The organism is Micromonospora sp. WMMD714, from assembly GCF_029581315.1.
Classification (GTDB): domain Bacteria; phylum Actinomycetota; class Actinomycetes; order Mycobacteriales; family Micromonosporaceae; genus Micromonospora; species Micromonospora rifamycinica.
In genome coordinates this window covers 5,241,559-5,258,668 of sequence record NZ_CP120744.1, presented here as the reverse complement: position 1 = coordinate 5,258,668, position 17,110 = coordinate 5,241,559, and the positions used below count along the sequence as shown (strand labels likewise).

The window sequence follows — 17,110 nt, the reverse complement described above, 5'->3', positions numbered from 1 at the left end:
CAGTGCTAACGTCGGTGGCGTAACGATGGAATCATCGAAGGGGTCACCACCGTGTTCGTCATCACCGGCGCCACCGGCCAGCTCGGCTCCCGGATCGTCGACCAGCTGCTCACCCGGGTTCCCGCCGAGGCCGTGGCGGTGAGCGTGCGCGACGTCGACCGGGCCGCCCACCTGGCCGACCGGGGGGTACGGGTCCGCCGCGGCGACTTCACCGAGCCGGCCACCCTGGCGCACGCCTTCGCCGGAGCCGACCAGGTGCTGATCGTGTCCGCCGCCATCCGCGGCGGCGGCGCGGTCGACGCGAACCGCGCCGCCGCCGACGCCGCCCGCGCGGCGGGAGCCCGCCGGATCCTGTACACCAGCCACCAGGCCGCCGCCCGGGACTCGCTCTTCCCGGCCCAGCTCACCCACGCCGCGACCGAGGAGTACCTGGCCACCCTCGGCGTCGCCTTCACCGCCCTGCGCAACGGCTTCTACGCCAGCGCCCTCCAGTTCGCGATCGGCGACGCCGCGCGGACCGGCCGGCTGGTGGCCCCGGCCGACGGTCCGGTGTCCTGGACCGCCCACGCCGACCTGGCCGAGGTCGCCGCCGTCGCCCTGACCGGGGAGGGGGCGCTCGACGGGATCACCCCGCCACTGACCGCCCCGCACCTGCTCGACCTGGAAGCGGTGGCCGGCGTCCTCACCGACCACACCGGGCGGACGGTCACCCGGGTCGTCGTCGGAGACGACGAGTGGAGGACGGCCGCCGTGGCCCGCGGCATGCCCGAGGCGGCGGCCGACTTCACCCTCGGCATGTACCGGGCGGCACGACGGGGCGAGTTCGCCGTCACCGACCCGACCCTGGAGGCCCTGCTCGGTCGGCCGGCGACGCCCGTCCGGTCGGTGATCGAGGCCATCGCCGCCGACTGAACCGCGGTGCGCTGACCGCCGCATGTCCGCGGGCCGCTGTCGACCGACCCGGCCGGGCGAGCGCGCGGCCGGCCGTCAGGCCCGCCGACGCCACGGCCAGCGCCACTGCCGCCGGGGACGACGGACCGGGGGTGGCGGCGCCGCGACGACCGCCTGCCGGGCGGCCCGGTGTGCCCGCCACTGACGCAGCACCGCCTCGGTGTCGACCGGCCGGACCACCACCCGGGGGCCGGAGGGGTACCGCAGCCAGGCGACGATCTCCTGGTTGAGCAGGCCGACGAACTCCCGCACCGACGCCTCGGTGGGCAGGTCACGCACCTCGTCGGGGACCTGCTCGACCCGGCGGCGCAGCTGGAGCGGGGTGGGCAGCAGCAGGTCGGAGGGGAGCGCCTCCCGCTCCAGGAAACTCTTGATCCACCAGGACTCGTCGTAGGGGAGGTCGCGGCCGGGGATCGGCTTGCCCATGCCGGGCAGGTTGTCGAACTCGCCCCGCTCCTGCGCCCCACGGATCTGCGCCTCGACCGCCGCCTGCCACGCGTCCACCACCCCGGACACCTCCCCTGTCCCACCGTAGCCGCCCTGTCCGTCACCGGTGCAGCGACAGCGGGGCACGGGGCATTCCCGGCCGTCGGGCGGGCGGCTCAGGCACGGTGCCGGACGTGCCGGTGCCCGTCGCGGGGAAACGGCGGCCGGGCGGGCAGCACCTCGACGAAGGGGTACCCCGACTTCTCCGCCACCCGGCAAGACGCCGGGTTGTCCACCTGGTGCAGCAGTTCCAGGCGGGCCAGCCCGGCCGCGGCGAACCGGGTGAACGCCCAGCGGCTCACCGCGTCCACCGCCCGGGTCGCCACCCCCCGGCCGCGCGCCGGCCCCGCCGTCCAGTAACCGACCTCGGCGTCGGCCCGCCCCGGCGTCACGTCCTTGAGCAGCACGCAGCCGACCAACCGCTCGCCGTCGGCGGCCGGTTCGTAGACGGCGAAGCTGAACCGGCGGCCCGCCGCCCAGCCCTGCCGGTTGGCGGCCACCCAGCGGCGGGCCTGCGCCGGGCCGGTCAGCGGGTGACGGGTCCGTGCCCGCAGCTCCGGATCCCGGTGCGCCTCGACCAGCGCGTCGACGTCGTCGTCGCGCCAGCAGCGCAGGACCAGTCCGGGGGCGGCCAGGGTGGGGGCGGTCCGCAGGGTCACCGACATCTGTGCAGTGTGGCCGGTGCCCCCGTCCGGCCGGAACCCCCGCGGGCCGGACGACCACCGGGCGCCGGGGTCCGGGTGGGCCGCGCCGGGGCCGCCGGATCCGGGCGCGCGGCGTAGGGTGCCGGGCAGGGGACGACGCAGCGGGGGTGTCGATGGTCTCGGTCGGTGCGGTGGTGGGAATCGCCCTGGTGGCGCTCGGTCTGGTGCTCACACCCGGGCCGAACATGGTCTATCTGGTCTCCCGGTCCGTGGCGCAGGGCCGTCGGGCCGGGTTGGTCTCCCTGCTCGGGGTGGCCGCCGGGTTCGGGGTCTACCTGGCGGCCGCCGTCGCCGGTATCGCCACGGTCTTCGTGCTGGTGCCGCCGCTGTACACGGCGGTGAAGCTGGCCGGCGCGGCGTACCTGCTCTGGTTGGCCTGGCGCACGCTGCGGCCGGGTGGGAGTTCCGCGTTCACGCCGCAGGCGCTGCCGGTGGACCGGCCCCGGCGGCTGTTCGCCATGGGGCTGCTCACCAACCTGCTCAACCCCAAGATCGCCATCCTGTACGTGTCGCTGCTGCCGCAGTTCGTCGACCCGGCCCGGGGTGACGTGGCGGTGCAGAGCCTGCTGCTCGGGGCCACCCAGATCACCGTCGCGCTGACGGTGAACGCGCTGATCGTGCTGACCGCCGGCTCGGTCTCGGCGTTCCTGGTCCGCCGGCCGGGCTGGGCGCGGGTCCAGCGCTGGGTGACCGGCAGCGTGCTCGCCGCCATGGCGGTGCGGATCGCGGCGGACCGCTCCCGGGCCGCTGTGGCCACCGGCTGAACCGGTCAGACCGGTGACGGTCGGGGCACCGCGGCCGGCAGCTCCCGGTTCACCGGGCCGTCCACGGCGGCCACCGCCAGCCCGATCGCGAAGAACATCACCGACAGGTTCATGTCGGTGAACCCGTAGAACGGGGCCAGGGCGAGGGCGACCACCGGCACCACGCTCAACCAGCGGCCGGCGGCGGACACCGCGACCGCCGTGCTGCGGACCAGCACCACCAGCAGGGCCACCAGGACCAGCAGGGCGGGGATGCCGTGGCTGTACATGGTCAGCCAGACCTGCCCCTGGGTGCCGAGCGGTTCCGCGCCGGTGGTGGTGTCGGCGCTGCGCGGGGCGCCGTAGCCGAGCAGCGGCGAGCGCAGGACCGCGTCGAGGGTCTGCCGGTAGAGGTCGGCGCGGTCCCGGGTCGAGTCGGTGTTCTCCACCCGATTCATGATCATGTCGCCGACCGGCACGACCAGGGTGATCACCCAGGCCACCGCCACGCCGGCGGCGATCGTACCGATCAGCCGGACGTCGCCGCGCAGCAGCGCCCGCAGCCCCAGGTAGACCAGCCCGACGCCCAGGCCGATGAACATCCCCCGGTTGAGGGTGAGGAACGCCGGCACCAGGGCCAGCGGCAGGGACACCACCAGCACCCTGCGCAGCGGGCCGGTTCGCACCGCCGACAGGTACGCCAGCACGCACGGCACGAGCAGCGCGAACCCCGTCCCCCAGTTGTTGGTGTACGGGTACGGGGCCGCCGTGCGGTAGTACGGGTTGCGGCCGGTGGGGTTGAACTCGGTGGAGTGCACGTGGGTGACCGCCCGGATCATCCGCTGCCCGGCCAGCCCGTCGGGCAGCAGCACCTCCACCGGGGTGGTCAACGCCAGCCGGGGGGCCAGCACGCCGACCCAACCGAGCGCGACCATCGCCAGCCAGAAGAACAGCACCGGCTGGAAAAGCCGGTCCCAGCGTGCCCCCTGCCGGGCGGCGGTGTAGACGTACAGGTAGACCACGAACGCGGTCAGCACGAAGCCGAGCCGGAGGCCGTAGACGAGCAGGCCGCTGGCCTTCTCCAGGCGGGTGGCGCTGACCAGGATCAGCCCGACCAGCACGAACCACAGCGCCGAGCCGGGTGGCCACGCCACCCGGCCGTGGCTGAGCAGGACCACCGCCAGCAGCATCCCGAACAGCGCCCAGCCCAGGTACAGGCCGCCGAGCAGCCACCACAGCGGCATTGCCGCGAACATCACGTACAGCGGCCAGAGCGGCAGTGCCCGCTGCGGCGCGGTGTTCCTCGTCCCCACCGGGGCAAGGCTAGGCCGGGACCACCCGGCCGGTCATCGGCGGACCGGCTGTGACGGGGGCCACCCCGGTGCGGGTGCCGGTCGACCGGCGGGTCACCGGGACTCCTCGCGGATCACCGCCACCCCACCGGCGGGCAGGGCGACCTCCCCGGTGGTGGGGACGCCGGTCAGCAGGTCCACCCCGGCGGCGCGGACCCGCTGCAGCCGGTCGGTGTGGTTGAGCAGGAACAGCCAGCTGGTCCCCGGGTGGGCACGGCGGACCGCCTCCACCCCGGGCGGGGCGTCCGGGCAGACCGGCTGGACGCCGGCCGTCCGGGCCGCTTCGGCGACCAGGCGGCGGTAGGTGCCGTCGTCGGGCCGGGTCGACAGGTACCAGGCGGTGCCGGCGCCCACCCGGTGCCGGGTCACCGCCGGCAGGCCGTCGAGCACCCCGCCGACGTACCCGCACACCGGTTCGGCGCCGCGCAGCCGGACGGTCTCCGACCAGATCCGGCCGGTCCCGCCGCCGGAGAGCAGCACCTGCTCGTCGGCGGCGAGCGGGTGGAACTCCTCCACCCGCAGGCCGAGCAGGTCCCGGTACGCGCCGGGATATCCGCCGAGGTGCACCCGGGCGTACGGGTCGGCGATCCCGCTGAGGTAGCTGACCAGCAGGTGCCCGCCCGCCTCGACGTAGCCGCGGACCCAGTCGACGGTGTCGTCGCCGGCCAGGTAGAGGGCGGGCAGGACGAGCAGCCGGTACCGGTCGAGGGGGTCACCGGGGACGACCACGTCGCAGCCGTACCCGGCCCGCCACAGCGCGCGGTGCGCGGCGGCCAGCTCGGCGGGCCCGTCGAGCTGGTCCGAGGGCATGCCGGGGTGGCGCAGCGCCCAGTCGCTGGCGGCGTCCCGGGCCAGCGCGATCTCGGCGACCACCTCCCCGGCGGTCACCTCGGCGAGCCGGTCGAGGGCCGCGCCGAGGTGGACCGACTCCCGGAACACCCGGCTGTCGGCGCCGGTGTGCGGCACCAGCGCGCAGTGGAACCGTTCCGCGCCGCCGGCCGGCGCCCGCCACTGGAAGAACATCGCCCCCCGGGAGCCCCGGGCGACGTGGGACAGGCTGTGCCGGGCCATCCGGCCGGGTTCCTTGGTGTGCGACCGGCCGGTGGTGTGGATCTGGCTGGCGGCGCTCTCCATCAACAGCCAGGTCGCCGGCCCGTCGGCGGGGGGCCGGGTGGCGGGGTCGGCCTGCCGGCGGCCGTGGCGGGCCCAGCCGCGGGCCAGGTCGGCGGCGAGGGCGGTCTGTTCCTCGGCGCCGCCGTCGACGGCCGACGGGTAGTGGTCGACGGCCACCAGGTCCACCTCGGCCGCCCAGCGGGCGTGGTCGACCGGCACCCAGTCGCCCAGCACGTAGTTGGTGGTCACCGGGAGCGCCGGGTTGGCCGTCCGGAGCAGGTCGCGTTGTTCGACGTACGCGGCGAGCAGGGTGTCCGACCAGAACCGCCGGAAGTCCAGCAGCTGGCCGGGGTTGCCGAGGTACTGGGTGGCGCGGGGGGTGCTCACGTACGCCCAGTCGGTGTAGTGCTGGCTCCAGAAGCTGGTGGCCCAGGCGGCGTTGAGGGCGTCCAGGTCGCCGTACCGGTCGATGAGCCAGCGGCGGAAGGCGGCCTCGGTGTGCGGGCAGTGGCAGCTGGTGCCGTACTCGTTGTGCACGCGCCACAGGGCCACCGCCGGGTGGTGGGCGTAGCGGGCGGCGAGGGTGGCGGCGATGCCCCGGGCGGCGGCCCGGTAGGCGGGGGCGGCGGCGCAGTAGGTGTCGCGGCTGCCGTGGTGCAGCCGGACGCCCTGCGCGGTGACCGGCAGCGCGTCGGGGTGGGCCAGCGAGAACCAGGGTGGCGGGGAGGCGGTGGGGGTGGCCAGGGCAACCCGGACACCCCCGTCGTGCAGCAGGTCGAGCACCTCGTCGAGCCAGCCGAAGTCGTAGCGGCCGGGGGCGGGTTCCAGCCGGGACCAGGCGAACACGCCGACGGTGACCAGGGTGACCCGGGCCCGGCGCATCAGCTCGACGTCCTCGCGCCAGGTGGCCGCGGACCACTGCTCGGGGTTGTAGTCACCGCCGTGGCAGAGCCGTCCGTCGTTCCACATACCCACCGTCCCACCCGCTTTGTTTGGTAACTAGTCAAACTATGTTTCGGGTTTACCCATGTCAATTGGTAGCAGCGTGAGCAGATCGAGTGGAATCGTTGACAGTTCGTTGGGAAAGCAAAGAAACTGGCGGAGTCGCCGGAACGCCCCGAGGAGACGCCGATGCCGTACCGCCCGCCGTTGCTCCCGGACGCGACCCCGGTGGCCGACCCGACCGATCCGCCGGTGCGGCGACCGGACGCCCCGGGGCGGCTTCCGCTCCCCGGCGAACCGGTCACCCCGACCCCGTCCGGGGACCGGTTCCCCGGCGGCTGAGCCGGCCGCCCGGCCGGGTGTCCCGGTCAAGGGCGTGCCGCTAGAGTTAGTTGAGTTTCCAGCCGAACGGACCTCCCGACGGGGTACCGGTCCGCCGCCGGCGTCACGGCGTACCCGCCCGTGGCGGCGGACGGCGACGAGGCACCGGCACGGCACCACCCACCGTCAGGCGCAGGGAGCGGGCAGATCGTGATCAGCGTCCACAACGAACCGCAGCCGACCGACCTGGGCGACGTCCGGGTGGCCAACCGGGCCGTGGTCCTGCGCCACGTCCGCCTGCACGCGCCCTGCTCACGGGCCGACATCGCCGCCACCACCGGCCTCAACAAGGCCACCGTCTCCAGCCTGGTCACCGAGCTGCTCGACCGGCGACTGGTCCGCGAGACCGGGCTGACCGAGAACCGGGTCGGCCGCCCGGCCACCATGCTCGTCCTCGACGGCGCCCCCTACGCCGCGCTGGGTCTGCAGATCGGGGCGGACGACCTGGTGGTGGTCGCCGTGGACCTCGCCGGCAACCGGCTGCTCACCTGGCGTCGGGCGTTCCCCGCCCCGACCACCGCCCCCGCCGAGACCGTCCGCGCCCTGGCCACCCTGGCCCGCCGCGCGATCGGCCGGGTCACCGGGCAGGGCCGCGCGGTGCTCGGCCTCACCGTCGGGGTGCCCGGGCTGGTCGACACCGCCGGCGGCGTGCCGCTGGCCAGCGGCCTCGGCTGGCGGGACGTCCCGCTCGCCGCCGAGCTGCGGGCCGTGCTGCGGGAGACCGGTTTCACCGTCACCGTCGACACCGACGCCAACCTCGCCGTCCTGGCCGAGCAGCGGCACGGCGGGTACGCCGCCGCCACCGACCTGGTCCACCTGACCGGCGGCGTCTCCGTCGGCGCCGGGGTGCTCGCCGGTGGTCGGCTGCTGCGGGGCCACCGTGGCCACGCCGGCGAACTCGGCCACCTCTGCCTCGACCCGGCCGGACCACCGTGCCCGTGCGGGCGGCGCGGTTGCCTGTCCGCCCTCACCGCGCTGCCGGCCGTGGTCGCCCGGCTGCTACCCGACACCACCGGGGACGGGCCGGTCACCGACTACCTGCCGGAGCTCGACCGGATCGTGGCCGCGGCCCGGCAGGAGGACCCGTTCGTGCTGGCCGGGCTCGCCGACATCGGCCGGCACCTCGGGCACGGGGCGGCGGTGCTGGCCAACCTGCTCAACCCGGAGGCGATCGTGGTGGGGGGACACTTCGCCACCCTGGCGCCCTGGCTGCTGCCGGCGGCGCGGGCGGAGCTGGTCGCCCGGACCCTCGCCCCGCAGGCCGGTGACTGCCGGCTCGACGCCTCCCGGCTGGACTCCGCCGCCACCGCGCTCGGCGGCGCGACCGCCGCGCTGGCCGCCATCGAGGCGGGTCGACTCCCCGCCGGCTGATCCGGGAGCCGGTCACCCCTTGACCGGCCGCCGCGCAGGTGCCAACCTCGACTCGCCGCCCCGTCGTTCGGGCACCGGGGCGGCATGTTTTCCGCGATCGTCGAAGCGCTTCGCCGCACCCGGGCCGACGACCGCCACCATCCCCACCGCGCGATGCCGCACGTCGCCACGGCCGTCGAAGCGCTTCGACCGGCCGGCCGGACGCCTCACCGCGAGCCCACCGGAAGGTAACCGCAGATGAACGACCCCACCGGACCGTCCCCCCAGGCACACGCCGACGACCTGTTGGCCCGGCTCACCCTGCCGGAGAAGATCGGCCTGCTGCACCAGTGGCAGGCCCCCGTGCCCCGCCTGGGACTACCCGGGTTCCGCACCGGCACCGAGGCGCTGCACGGGGTCGCCTGGCTCGGCCCGGCCACCGTCTTTCCGCAGGCCGTCGGCCTGGCCAGCAGCTGGAACCCCGCGTTGATCCAGGCGGTCGGCACGGCCGTCGGCGACGAGGTCCGGGTCAAGCACCAGGCCGACCCGGCCGCCGTCGGGCTCAACGTGTGGGCGCCGGTGGTCAACCCGCTGCGCGACCCCCGGTGGGGCCGCAACGAGGAGGGCTGGTCGGAGGACCCGTGGCTGACCGGCCGGCTCGCCACCGCCTACGCGTCCGGGCTGCGCGGCGGGCACCCCCACCGGCTGCGGACCGCACCGACGGTCAAGCACTTCCTCGGCTACAACAACGAGACCGACCGGGCCACCACCTCCAGCGACCTGCCACCCCGGGTGCTGCACGAGTACGAGCTGCCGGCGTTCCGCGCCCCGCTCGCCGCCGGCGCGGCGGTCGCCGTGATGGCCTCGTACAACCTGGTCAACGGGGTACCGGCGCACCTGAGCCCGCTGCTGGAGCAGGAACTGCGCCGGTGGACCACCGACGAGCTGATGGTCGTCGGCGACGCCGGAGCCGCCACCAACATCGCCGGCGTACAGCGGCACCTGCCCGACCACGTGACCGGCTTCGCCGCCGCCCTGCGCGCCGGCATCGACAACTTCACCGAGGACGACACCGACAGCGGGCAGACCGTCCGACGGCTCACCGAGGCCCTCGACCGGGGCCTGATCGACGAGTCCGACGTGGACCGGGCGGTACGGCGCATCCTCACCGTCCGGATCCGCCTGGGCGACCTGGACCCACCCGGGCAGGACCCGTTCGCCGGGGTCTCCCCCGACGTGCTCGACAGCCCCGCCCACCGGGAACTGGCCCGCGAGGCCGCCCGTCAGTCGATCGTGCTGCTGCGCAACGACGGGCTGCTGCCCCTGCCGACCGGCACCCCACCCCGGGTCGCGGTGCTCGGCCCGCTCGCCGACACCGTCCACGCCGACTGGTACAGCGGCACCCTGCCGTACGCGGTCACCGTCCGGGAAGGGCTGGCCCGGCTGCTGCCGACGGTCACCCACCACTGCGGGGCGGACCGGATCGCGTTGCGCGTCGGCGACCGGTACGTGCGCTGCCCCCGCTCCACCGAGGGCGGCCCGCTGACCGCCGCCGACGGCCGCGACGGCACCTGGTTCGACGTGTTCGACTGGGGACGCGACACGGTGGCGCTGCGCGCGGTCGCCAACGGCCGGCACGTCGGCGCCGACGACGACGGCGCGCTGGCCAACGACCGGCCCGGACCGGGCGGCTGGATCGTCCGGGAGACCTTCCGGTTCCACCACCGCCCCGACGGCACGAGCCTGCTGCACCACCTCGCCACCGGCGCGTACGTGCGGGTCGACGACGACGGACGGCTCCGCGCCGACGCCACCGACCCGGACACCGCCACCGGCTTCACCGTCGAGCGGATCGCCGACGGCGCGGCCGAGGCCGCCGCGCTGGCCGCCGCCGCCGACGTGGCGGTCGTCGTCCTCGGCAACCACCCGATGGTCAACGGCCGGGAGACCGAGGACCGCGTCGACCTGGCCCTGCCGACCGGACAGGACCGGCTGCTGCGCGCCGTGCACACGGCGAACCCGCGCACCGTGCTGGTGCTCACCAGCAGCTACCCGTACGCGGTCGGCTGGGCGCAGGAACACCTGCCGGCGGTGCTGTGGTCGGCGCACGGCGGCCAGGAACACGGCACCGCCCTGGCGCAGGTGCTGCTCGGCGACGCCGACCCCGCCGGCCGGCTCACCCAGACCTGGTACGCCGACGCCGCCGACCTGCCCGACCTGCTCGACTACGACGTGATCGGGGCGGACAGCACCTACCTGTACTACCGGGGCGAGCCGCTGTACCCGTTCGGCCACGGCCTCAGCTACGCCCGGTTCGACTACGCTGACCTCCGGGTGGACACGCCGACGGCGACCGTCGGCGACGAGGTGGAGATCCACGTCGAGGTCACCAACACCGGCGACCGGGAGGGTACGGAGATCGTGCAGCTCTACACCCGGCAGCGACGCTCCCGGGTCAAGCAGCCCCTGCGGCAGTTGCGCGACTTCGCCCGGCTCACCCTGGCCCCCGGCCAACGGCGGACGGTCACCCTGCGGCTGCGGACCGCCGACCTGGCCTGGTGGGACGAGCAGACCGGCGGCCCGGTGGTGGAGGACGCCACGCACACCCTGCTGGTCGGCCGCTCCGCCCGGGACATCCGCGCGGTCGGCACGGTCACCGTGCGCGCCGGCGACCCCACCGGGCAGCCGTGTGCGCCCGCGCACGCCGCCGGCGGGTCGCGGTGAGCGGCGAGCCCGGGCGTCGCCGCAAGTCGCCCGACCAGGTCACCATCGTCGACGTCGCCCGGCACGCCGGGGTCGCCGTGAGCACCGTGTCGTACGTGCTCAGCGGCAAACGGGCCATCTCCGAGGTGACCCGCACCCGGGTGCTGGCCAGCATCCGGGAACTGGGCTACCACCCGAACGCCGGGGCGCGTGCCCTGGCCAGCCGACGCGCCAACACCATCGCCCTGGTGCTGCCGCTGCGCGCCGGCATGCAGGTGCCGGTGGTGATGCAGTTCGCCATCGCGGTGGTCACCACGGCCCGCCGCTTCGACCACGACGTCCTGCTGGTCACCTCCGACGAGGGGCCGTCCGGGCTGCGCCGCATCGCCGGCAGCGCGATGGTCGACGGGATGCTGGTGATGGACGTCGAGCTGGACGATTCCCGGGTGCCGCTGCTGCGGGACCTGACCCGGCCCAGCGTGCTGATCGGCGTACCCGCCGACCCCACCGGCCTGACCTGTGTGGACCTCGACTTCCACCGCGCCGGCCAGGTGTGCGTGGAGCACCTGGCCCGGCTGGGGCACCGCCGGGTGGCGCTGCTCGGTGCCCCGGCCGCCGTCTACGACCGGGGCACCGGTTTCGCCCACCGCACCCGCGCCGGGGTGTCCGCCGCCGCCGACCGGCACGGCGTCACCGTGGTCACCCAGCCGTTCGAGGAGGGGCCGGCGTCGGTCCGGCAGGAGCTGGCCGCCCTGCTCGACCGGCATCCCGACCTGTCCGCGCTGGTGGTGCAGAACGAGGCGGCCGTCGGGCCGGTGCTGGCGGCCCTGCCCACCCTCGGCCGGCAGGTCCCGCAGGACATGTCGGTGGTGGCGATCTGCCCCGACCCGTTCGCCGAACAGGCCGCGCCCCGGCTCACCTCGGTGCCGGTGCCCGCCGAGGAGATCGGTCGGCAGGCCGTGGCGCTGCTGATGCGCAAGCTGCACGACGAGCCGGTGCCGGAGGTGACCCTGCTGCCGCCCCGGTTGACCATCCGGGACAGCACCGCCGCACCGGCGGTGCGGACCCACCGGTGAGCGGTGGCCCCGCCCGGCAGACGGTGCTGGCCCGCCCTCGGCGACAGGCCGCAGGGCAGCCGTCCGTCCGGGTGCCCGGTCACAACGCGTCAGGCCGGCACAGGCCGGGATGCCGCTCGCCCGGCCGGGCGAACCACGCCACGTCACCGGGCATCGTGGCCGTGTCCAGGCGCAGCCGCGCCCACTCGTTGAGCTCGGGCAGCTCGTCGGGGGCGAACCAGGCCACCTCGGTGGACTCGTCGCCGTCGGCGCGGGCCTGCCCGCCGACCGGCCGGCACCGGAACCAGACGTTGAGGTACTCGCAGGCGTCGCCGTTGGGGTAGACCACCGGGTGGGTGGCGAGGCCGGCGATCCGGTCGACGACGACCCGTACGCCGGTCTCCTCCCACACCTCGCGGACGACGGCGTCGGCGGGTTGCTCACCCGGGTCGACCACCCCGGCGGGCAGCGACCAGCGGCCGTTGTCGCCCCGGCGGGCCAGCAGCACCCGGCCGGCGTCGTCGTGCACCACCCCGGTCACCCCGGGCAGCATCAGCAGGTCGTGCCCGATGTGGGCGCGCAGGGTGGCGATGTACCGGGAGACGGTCACCGGCCCACGGTAGCGGTCGCGGTGCCGGCGCGGCGGAACCGACCACCGCGGCGACCGGTCGCGGAGCCCGTCCCCGCGGGGGTGGGCGGCCGGGGTGGGCTGGCCGTCGACGCCCCCGGGCAGGCTCTAGACTTGCCCGTCGATGGACCCGCAGCCCACCCCCACCGACCTGCGTCCCTGCGCGCACTGTGGACGTGACGTGCCGCAACGCGCCGGCGCGGGACGCCCGTTCCGCTACTGCCGGGACAACGACGGCGCCTGCCAGCGGGCGTCGCGCAACTCGCGGATGCGCCACCGCAACGCCCCCGGCCTCCCCGGCCAGGTGGCCCGCACCTGGGAGGCCGTCGACCGGCTCGACCAGGTGGTGGAGACCCTCACCGAGGCGCTGCACGCCGAGCTGTCCCCGGTCGGGGTGGAACGGCAGCTCGCCCAGATCCGCGCGGACGCCGCCACCCAGATCGCCGAGGCGCACACCGCCCGCGACGAGGCCCGTGAGGCCGCCGAGACGGCCGCCGCCGAGACCACCCGCGCCCGGCAGGAGACCCGGGCCGCGACCGCCGCCGCCGACGCGGCGCAGACCCGCGCGGCCCAGGCCGACAGTCGGGCCGCCGACGCGCAGCAGCGGGCCGCGCAGGCCGAGGCCGCCACCGAGGCGGCCCGCCGCGACGCCGCCGCCGCACAGGCGCTGCGGGTACAGGCCGAACGCGACCGTGACGCCGCCCGCCACGAGCTGCGGACCCTCCGCGGTGAACTCGACGCGCAACGCCGACACGCCACCGACCTGACCGCCGAACGCGACGCTGCCCGCGCCGACGCGGCCCGGCAGCAGGCCGACGCGCAGCGGGCCGTCGACGAGGCCACCGCCGCCCGGGAGGACGCTCAGCGGGTCCGCGCCGACGCCGCGGCGGCCCGCACCCGGGCCGACAGCGCCGCGCAGCAGGCCCGGCGGGCCGAGGCGACCGCCGACACCGCTCAGCGGGACGCCGCCGCCGCGCGGGCCGACGCCGAGGCCGCCCGGCAGGAGAGCGCCGCGCTGACCGCCCGCGCCGCCGAGGACCTGGCCGCCGCCCTGGCCCGGGTGGACACGCTGACCGCCGCGCTGGCCGAGGCGCAGGCCGAGGTCAGCGCGGCGCACCGGGCGACCGCCGCCGACCGGGCCCGGCTGGCCGAACTGGACCGGCTGCTGCCGGCGGCCCAGGCCGACCGCGACGCCGCCCGACGACGGGCCGATCAGCTCGCCGACCAGGTCAGTGACCTGGCCACCGCGTTGGCGCGGCTCGGCGGCCCCCCTCAGCCCGGCTGAGGAGGCGACCCCGACGGCCCACCCGGGGCCGGGTCCGCGTCGGCCGGGGCGGCCCGCACCTCGACCCGGGTGTCGTGGAAGGTGGGACCGCCGCCCAGGTCGGTGTCGCGCACCGCGGTGACCGCGTTGACGGTGCTGCCGCCGGGGCTCAGCCGCGCCCAGTACGCCTTGTAGGTGAACGCCAGCCCGGGGCGGGTGGCGTCGTCCACGGCGACGGTGGCCAGGAACTCGCCCCGGTCGTTGTACACCCGGGCCGGGTCGCCGTCGGCCAGGCCCCGGGCGGCGGCGTCCACGGGATGCAGGTGGATCCGGGGCGGCCCGGTACGGCCGAGGTGCCAGGGCAGCGACGCGAACGTCGAGTTGAGGAAGAACCGGCCGGCCGGGGAGATCAACGCCAGCGGGAACCGGCGGGCCAGCGCCGGGTCCGCGACCTCCACAGGTGGGGTGTACCCGACCAGCGGATCCACCCCCTGCGCGGTCAGCCGCGAGTCGTGGAACCGGGCCCGCCCGTCGTGGCTGGGGAAACCTCCCCGCGCGTACGGCGCGCAGCCCGCCGTCACGCCGGTGGCCCGCAGGTAGGTGCGGCGGGACAGCTCGTCGTAGTCGATCCCGGTGCCGTCGAGCAACTGTCGGGCCAGGTCCTCGTCGCTGTCGCGCAGCCGGGGATGGTCCAGCCCGAGGGCGGCGGCGATCCGGCGGAAGATCTCGGTGTTCGGCAGCGCCTGCCCCGGCGGTTCGAGCACCGGCCGGTTCAGGGTGGCGTAGTGGTGACCGTAGGAGGTGTGCAGGTCCAGGTGCTCGGGTTGCATGGTGGCCGGCAGCACCACGTCGGCGAAGTCGCAGGTGTCGGTCCAGCGCTGCTCCAGCACCACGGTGAACAGGTCCGGGCGGGTCAGCCCCGCGCGCAGCCGGTTCTGGTCGGGGACGGTGGCCACCGGGTTGGTGTCGAAGACCACCAGCGCGTTCACCGGCGGATCGGCCTCCCCGGTGAGCGCGGCGGCGAGCCGGCTCATGTTGATCGACCGGGCCGGCGGCGCGGGCATCCCGGCGGGCCGGGCGACCCGGTCGGCGTCGATGCGGTGATGCCCGCTGGTGGTGGCCAACGCCCCACCGCCTGGATACCGGAAGTCCCCGGTGAGCAGCGGGATCGCCGCGATCGCCCGGACCGCCTGCCCGGCCCCGGCGTGCCGCTGCAGACCGAGCCCGATCCGGATGGCGGTGGGGCGGCTGGTGGCGATCCGCGCGCCGAGGCGGCGCACCACGTCGACGTCGAGGCCGCACTCGGCGGCGGCGCGTTCGACCGGCCACTCGTCCAGGCGGGCCGACATCCGCTCCCAGCCGACGGTGTGCGCGGTCACCCACTCCCGGTCGACGCCGCCGAGGTCCCGCACGTGCCGCATCAGCCCCAGGGCGAGCGCGGCGTCGGTGCCGGGCAACGGCGCGACGTGCTCGTCGCTGCGGGCCGCGGTGTCGGTGCGCAGCGGATCGACGGTGACGACGTACGCGCCACGCTGCTGGGCCTCCCGCACGAACGGCCAGTGGTGCAGGTTGGTGGAGAGCAGGTTGGCCCCCCACAGGACGATCAGGTCGGCCTCGACCACCGACTCCGGTTCGAAACCGACGGACCCGCCGTACACCGACCCCAGCGCGGCCCGGGACGCGGCGGTGCAGATGGTGGTCCGCAGCCGGGACGCCCCCAGGTGGGCGAAGAGCCGAGGACCCATCGACCAGCCCTGCACCAACCCCATGGTGCCGGCGAAGTAGAACGGCAGGACCGACTCCGGGCCGTGCACGCGGATGCTGGCCCGCAGCCCGTCGGCGACCCGACGGACCGCCTCGTCCCAGCCCGCCGGCCGGTACGACACCGGCCCCACCCCCTTGGGGCCGACCCGGACCAGCGGCGTGGTCAGCCGGTCCGCGCCGGTGACCGCGTCGAGGTAGCGGTTGACCTTGCCGCACAACGCGCCCCGGGTGAACGGGTGGTCCGGGTCGCCGCGGAGTCCCACCGGCCGCCCGTCGGTGACGGTGAGCTGCCAGACGCAGGTGTCCGGACAGTCCAGCGGGCACGCGCCGGGATGCACCGAGGTGGCCATGCCGCGGATGCTATCGCCGCCGGGACCGGCCGGGTGCCCCGCCCGGCGCACGCCGCCGGGACCGGCCGGCGTGGCACCGCTCGTCACCGCCCGCGGGGCGGCCCCAGCGGCTAGCATTCCGGTGCACACCGATGCACACCCGGCCGGGGAGACGACCCCGCCGGGACGGTGCGGTGGCCGGTTACCCTTGCCGGGGTCGTCCCACCCCGTCGGGCGGGAATGCCCCGACGGCAGCCGGCCGTTACACCGGTAGACCAGCACCACGAACGAGGGGAAGTCGATCATGGGCGAGCGTATGCTGCGCGGAAGCCGTCTGGGCGCGGTCAGCTACGAATCCGACCGCAACACGGAGCTCGCGCCACGCCAGACCCGCGAGTACCTCTGCGCCAAGGGCCACCAGTTCGAGGTCCCCTTCGCCGTCGACGCCGAGGTCCCCACGACCTGGGAGTGCAAGTTCGACGGCAGCGTCGCCCGGCTCGTCGACGGCACCGAGCCGGAGCAGAAGAAGGCCAAGCCGCCGCGTACCCACTGGGACATGCTGCTGGAGCGGCGCTCCATCGCCGAGCTGGAGGACATCCTCGCCGAACGGCTCCAGGAGGTCCGCACCCGCCGCGGCCGCGCCTGACCGACCACGCACACGACGGCGCCCCCGGGAACACTCCCCGGGGGCGCCGTCGTGTCGTCACCCGCCCGCCCGGATGTCAGGGCCGGCGCGGCTCCACGATCTCCCCCTCGATGGCCTGACCGCCGTCGACCACCGGCGGAACCACCACGTCGTCAGCGTCCACCGGCGACGCCGCCGGCTCACCCTGGCGCACCCGCACCGTCCGCGGGCCGAACAGGTCACCGGCCACCATCGACGACACCCGCCGCTCGGTGGCCCGCTGCACTCCGGACCGGACCAGCCGCCGCACCGGCGGCACCAGCAGCACCACCCCCACCAGAGCACTGAGCAGACCCGGAACGGCCAGCAGCAACGCCCCGGCCAACCCGACCAGACCATCGGTCACCTGCCGGCCAGGCGGCTGCCGGGACTCCACCGACGTGCGGAAGCCCCGCCAGGCGCGCATCCCCTCCCGGCGCAGCAACACCAGACCCAGCAGCGACGCGGCGAACACCAGCAGCACCGCCGCACCGAAACCGACGGCCCGGCCCACCACGACGAACACCGCCAACTCCGCCACCACCGCCAGCAGCAGCACCAGTGGCACGAACCTCAGGTATCGGCGCATCTCACCTCATCCGCGTCACGCGGTGCCTGCGCACCACCACCGGCCGGACAACGCCGGGGCGGCAGGACCGCCCCTCCAGCATGCCACGGCCC

Annotated in this window: 15 protein-coding genes; 8 read left to right on the top strand and 7 right to left on the bottom strand. The window is 75.7% G+C overall.

Annotation, left to right across the window (positions count from 1 at the left end):
* Positions 1-51: 51 nt before the first annotated feature.
* Positions 52-912 (top strand): NAD(P)H-binding protein, encoded by an 861-nt coding sequence (locus tag O7625_RS22385; RefSeq protein WP_282341248.1) that lies wholly within the window; start codon positions 52-54, stop codon positions 910-912.
* Between the two features lie 75 nt (positions 913-987).
* On the opposite strand, the gene O7625_RS22380 is transcribed toward O7625_RS22385, so the two are convergent.
* Both O7625_RS22380 and O7625_RS22375 read right to left on the bottom strand, forming a co-directional pair.
* Positions 988-1,458 carry a DUF1992 domain-containing protein gene (locus O7625_RS22380; protein ID WP_282341246.1) on the bottom strand — a complete coding sequence of 157 codons (471 nt, stop codon included), beginning with the start codon at positions 1,456-1,458 and terminating at the stop codon, positions 988-990.
* Positions 1,459-1,553: 95 nt separating this feature from the next.
* Positions 1,554-2,102, bottom strand: coding sequence for a GNAT family N-acetyltransferase (locus O7625_RS22375; protein ID WP_282341244.1), 549 nt, complete (start codon positions 2,100-2,102; stop codon positions 1,554-1,556).
* Positions 2,103-2,254: 152 nt separating this feature from the next.
* Between O7625_RS22375 and O7625_RS22370 the strand changes: the two genes are divergently transcribed.
* Positions 2,255-2,905, top strand: a complete 651-nt coding sequence (locus tag O7625_RS22370; RefSeq protein ID WP_067308768.1) for a LysE family translocator — start codon at positions 2,255-2,257, stop codon at positions 2,903-2,905.
* Between the two features lie 5 nt (positions 2,906-2,910).
* On the opposite strand, the gene O7625_RS22365 is transcribed toward O7625_RS22370, so the two are convergent.
* The gene (locus O7625_RS22365) at positions 2,911-4,197 is read right to left on the bottom strand and encodes an O-antigen ligase family protein (RefSeq protein WP_282341242.1); all 1,287 of its coding nucleotides are present in this window, start codon (positions 4,195-4,197) and stop codon (positions 2,911-2,913) included.
* 93 nt (positions 4,198-4,290) lie between these two features.
* A complete protein-coding gene (locus O7625_RS22360) occupies positions 4,291-6,318 on the bottom strand; it encodes a beta-galactosidase (protein WP_282347058.1) in 2,028 nt (675 codons plus the stop codon).
* A 162-nt stretch (positions 6,319-6,480) separates the two neighbouring features.
* On the opposite strand from O7625_RS22360, the gene O7625_RS22355 reads away from it, so the two are divergent.
* From O7625_RS22355 to O7625_RS22340, 4 genes are all read left to right on the top strand, one after another.
* The gene (locus tag O7625_RS22355) at positions 6,481-6,633 is read left to right on the top strand and encodes a hypothetical protein (protein ID WP_282341240.1); all 153 of its coding nucleotides are present in this window, start codon (positions 6,481-6,483) and stop codon (positions 6,631-6,633) included.
* A gap of 189 nt (positions 6,634-6,822) precedes the next feature.
* Positions 6,823-8,043 carry an ROK family transcriptional regulator gene (locus tag O7625_RS22350; protein WP_067308749.1) on the top strand — a complete coding sequence of 407 codons (1,221 nt, stop codon included), beginning with the start codon at positions 6,823-6,825 and terminating at the stop codon, positions 8,041-8,043.
* A gap of 237 nt (positions 8,044-8,280) precedes the next feature.
* Positions 8,281-10,746, top strand: coding sequence for a glycoside hydrolase family 3 C-terminal domain-containing protein (locus O7625_RS22345; RefSeq protein WP_282341236.1), 2,466 nt, complete (start codon positions 8,281-8,283; stop codon positions 10,744-10,746).
* A complete protein-coding gene (locus tag O7625_RS22340) occupies positions 10,743-11,801 on the top strand; it encodes a LacI family DNA-binding transcriptional regulator (protein ID WP_067308772.1) in 1,059 nt (352 codons plus the stop codon). The genes O7625_RS22345 and O7625_RS22340 overlap by 4 nt, the downstream gene beginning before the upstream one ends.
* 79 nt (positions 11,802-11,880) lie before the next feature.
* On the opposite strand, the gene O7625_RS22335 is transcribed toward O7625_RS22340, so the two are convergent.
* Complete coding sequence (locus tag O7625_RS22335) at positions 11,881-12,390, bottom strand: NUDIX domain-containing protein (RefSeq protein ID WP_067308755.1); 510 nt, start codon at positions 12,388-12,390, stop codon at positions 11,881-11,883.
* 142 nt (positions 12,391-12,532) lie between these two features.
* On the opposite strand from O7625_RS22335, the gene O7625_RS22330 reads away from it, so the two are divergent.
* Positions 12,533-13,693 carry a hypothetical protein gene (locus tag O7625_RS22330; RefSeq protein ID WP_282341231.1) on the top strand — a complete coding sequence of 387 codons (1,161 nt, stop codon included), beginning with the start codon at positions 12,533-12,535 and terminating at the stop codon, positions 13,691-13,693.
* On the opposite strand, the gene O7625_RS22325 is transcribed toward O7625_RS22330, so the two are convergent.
* Positions 13,681-15,786: a molybdopterin oxidoreductase family protein gene (locus O7625_RS22325; RefSeq protein ID WP_282341229.1), complete on the bottom strand. Its 2,106-nt coding sequence runs from the start codon at positions 15,784-15,786 to the stop codon at positions 13,681-13,683. The two genes, O7625_RS22330 and O7625_RS22325, sit on opposite strands and share 13 nt — an antisense overlap.
* A 283-nt stretch (positions 15,787-16,069) precedes the next feature.
* Here O7625_RS22325 and O7625_RS22320 point away from each other — a divergent pair, with 283 nt between their 5' ends.
* Positions 16,070-16,411 (top strand): RNA polymerase-binding protein RbpA, encoded by a 342-nt coding sequence (locus tag O7625_RS22320; protein ID WP_007070998.1) that lies wholly within the window; start codon positions 16,070-16,072, stop codon positions 16,409-16,411.
* 76 nt (positions 16,412-16,487) lie between these two features.
* On the opposite strand, the gene O7625_RS22315 is transcribed toward O7625_RS22320, so the two are convergent.
* On the bottom strand, positions 16,488-17,018 hold the full coding sequence (locus O7625_RS22315; protein WP_282341227.1) for an FxsA family protein: 531 nt from the start codon (positions 17,016-17,018) through the stop codon (positions 16,488-16,490).
* Positions 17,019-17,110 lie beyond the last annotated feature (92 nt).

Bases quoted from the DNA above. Each gene is read 5' to 3' on its own strand.
- O7625_RS22360 (WP_282347058.1), bottom strand. From the start codon at position 6,318: ATGTGGAACGACGGACGGCTCTGCCACGGCGGTGACTACAACCCCGAG.
- O7625_RS22345 (WP_282341236.1), top strand. From the start codon at position 8,281: ATGAACGACCCCACCGGACCGTCCCCCCAGGCACACGCCGACGACCTG.
- O7625_RS22375 (WP_282341244.1), bottom strand. From the start codon at position 2,102: ATGTCGGTGACCCTGCGGACCGCCCCCACCCTGGCCGCCCCCGGACTG.
- O7625_RS22370 (WP_067308768.1), top strand. From the start codon at position 2,255: ATGGTCTCGGTCGGTGCGGTGGTGGGAATCGCCCTGGTGGCGCTCGGT.
- O7625_RS22325 (WP_282341229.1), bottom strand. From the start codon at position 15,786: ATGGCCACCTCGGTGCATCCCGGCGCGTGCCCGCTGGACTGTCCGGAC.
- O7625_RS22330 (WP_282341231.1), top strand. From the start codon at position 12,533: ATGGACCCGCAGCCCACCCCCACCGACCTGCGTCCCTGCGCGCACTGT.
- O7625_RS22355 (WP_282341240.1), top strand. From the start codon at position 6,481: ATGCCGTACCGCCCGCCGTTGCTCCCGGACGCGACCCCGGTGGCCGAC.
- O7625_RS22320 (WP_007070998.1), top strand. From the start codon at position 16,070: ATGGGCGAGCGTATGCTGCGCGGAAGCCGTCTGGGCGCGGTCAGCTAC.
- O7625_RS22315 (WP_282341227.1), bottom strand. From the start codon at position 17,018: ATGCGCCGATACCTGAGGTTCGTGCCACTGGTGCTGCTGCTGGCGGTG.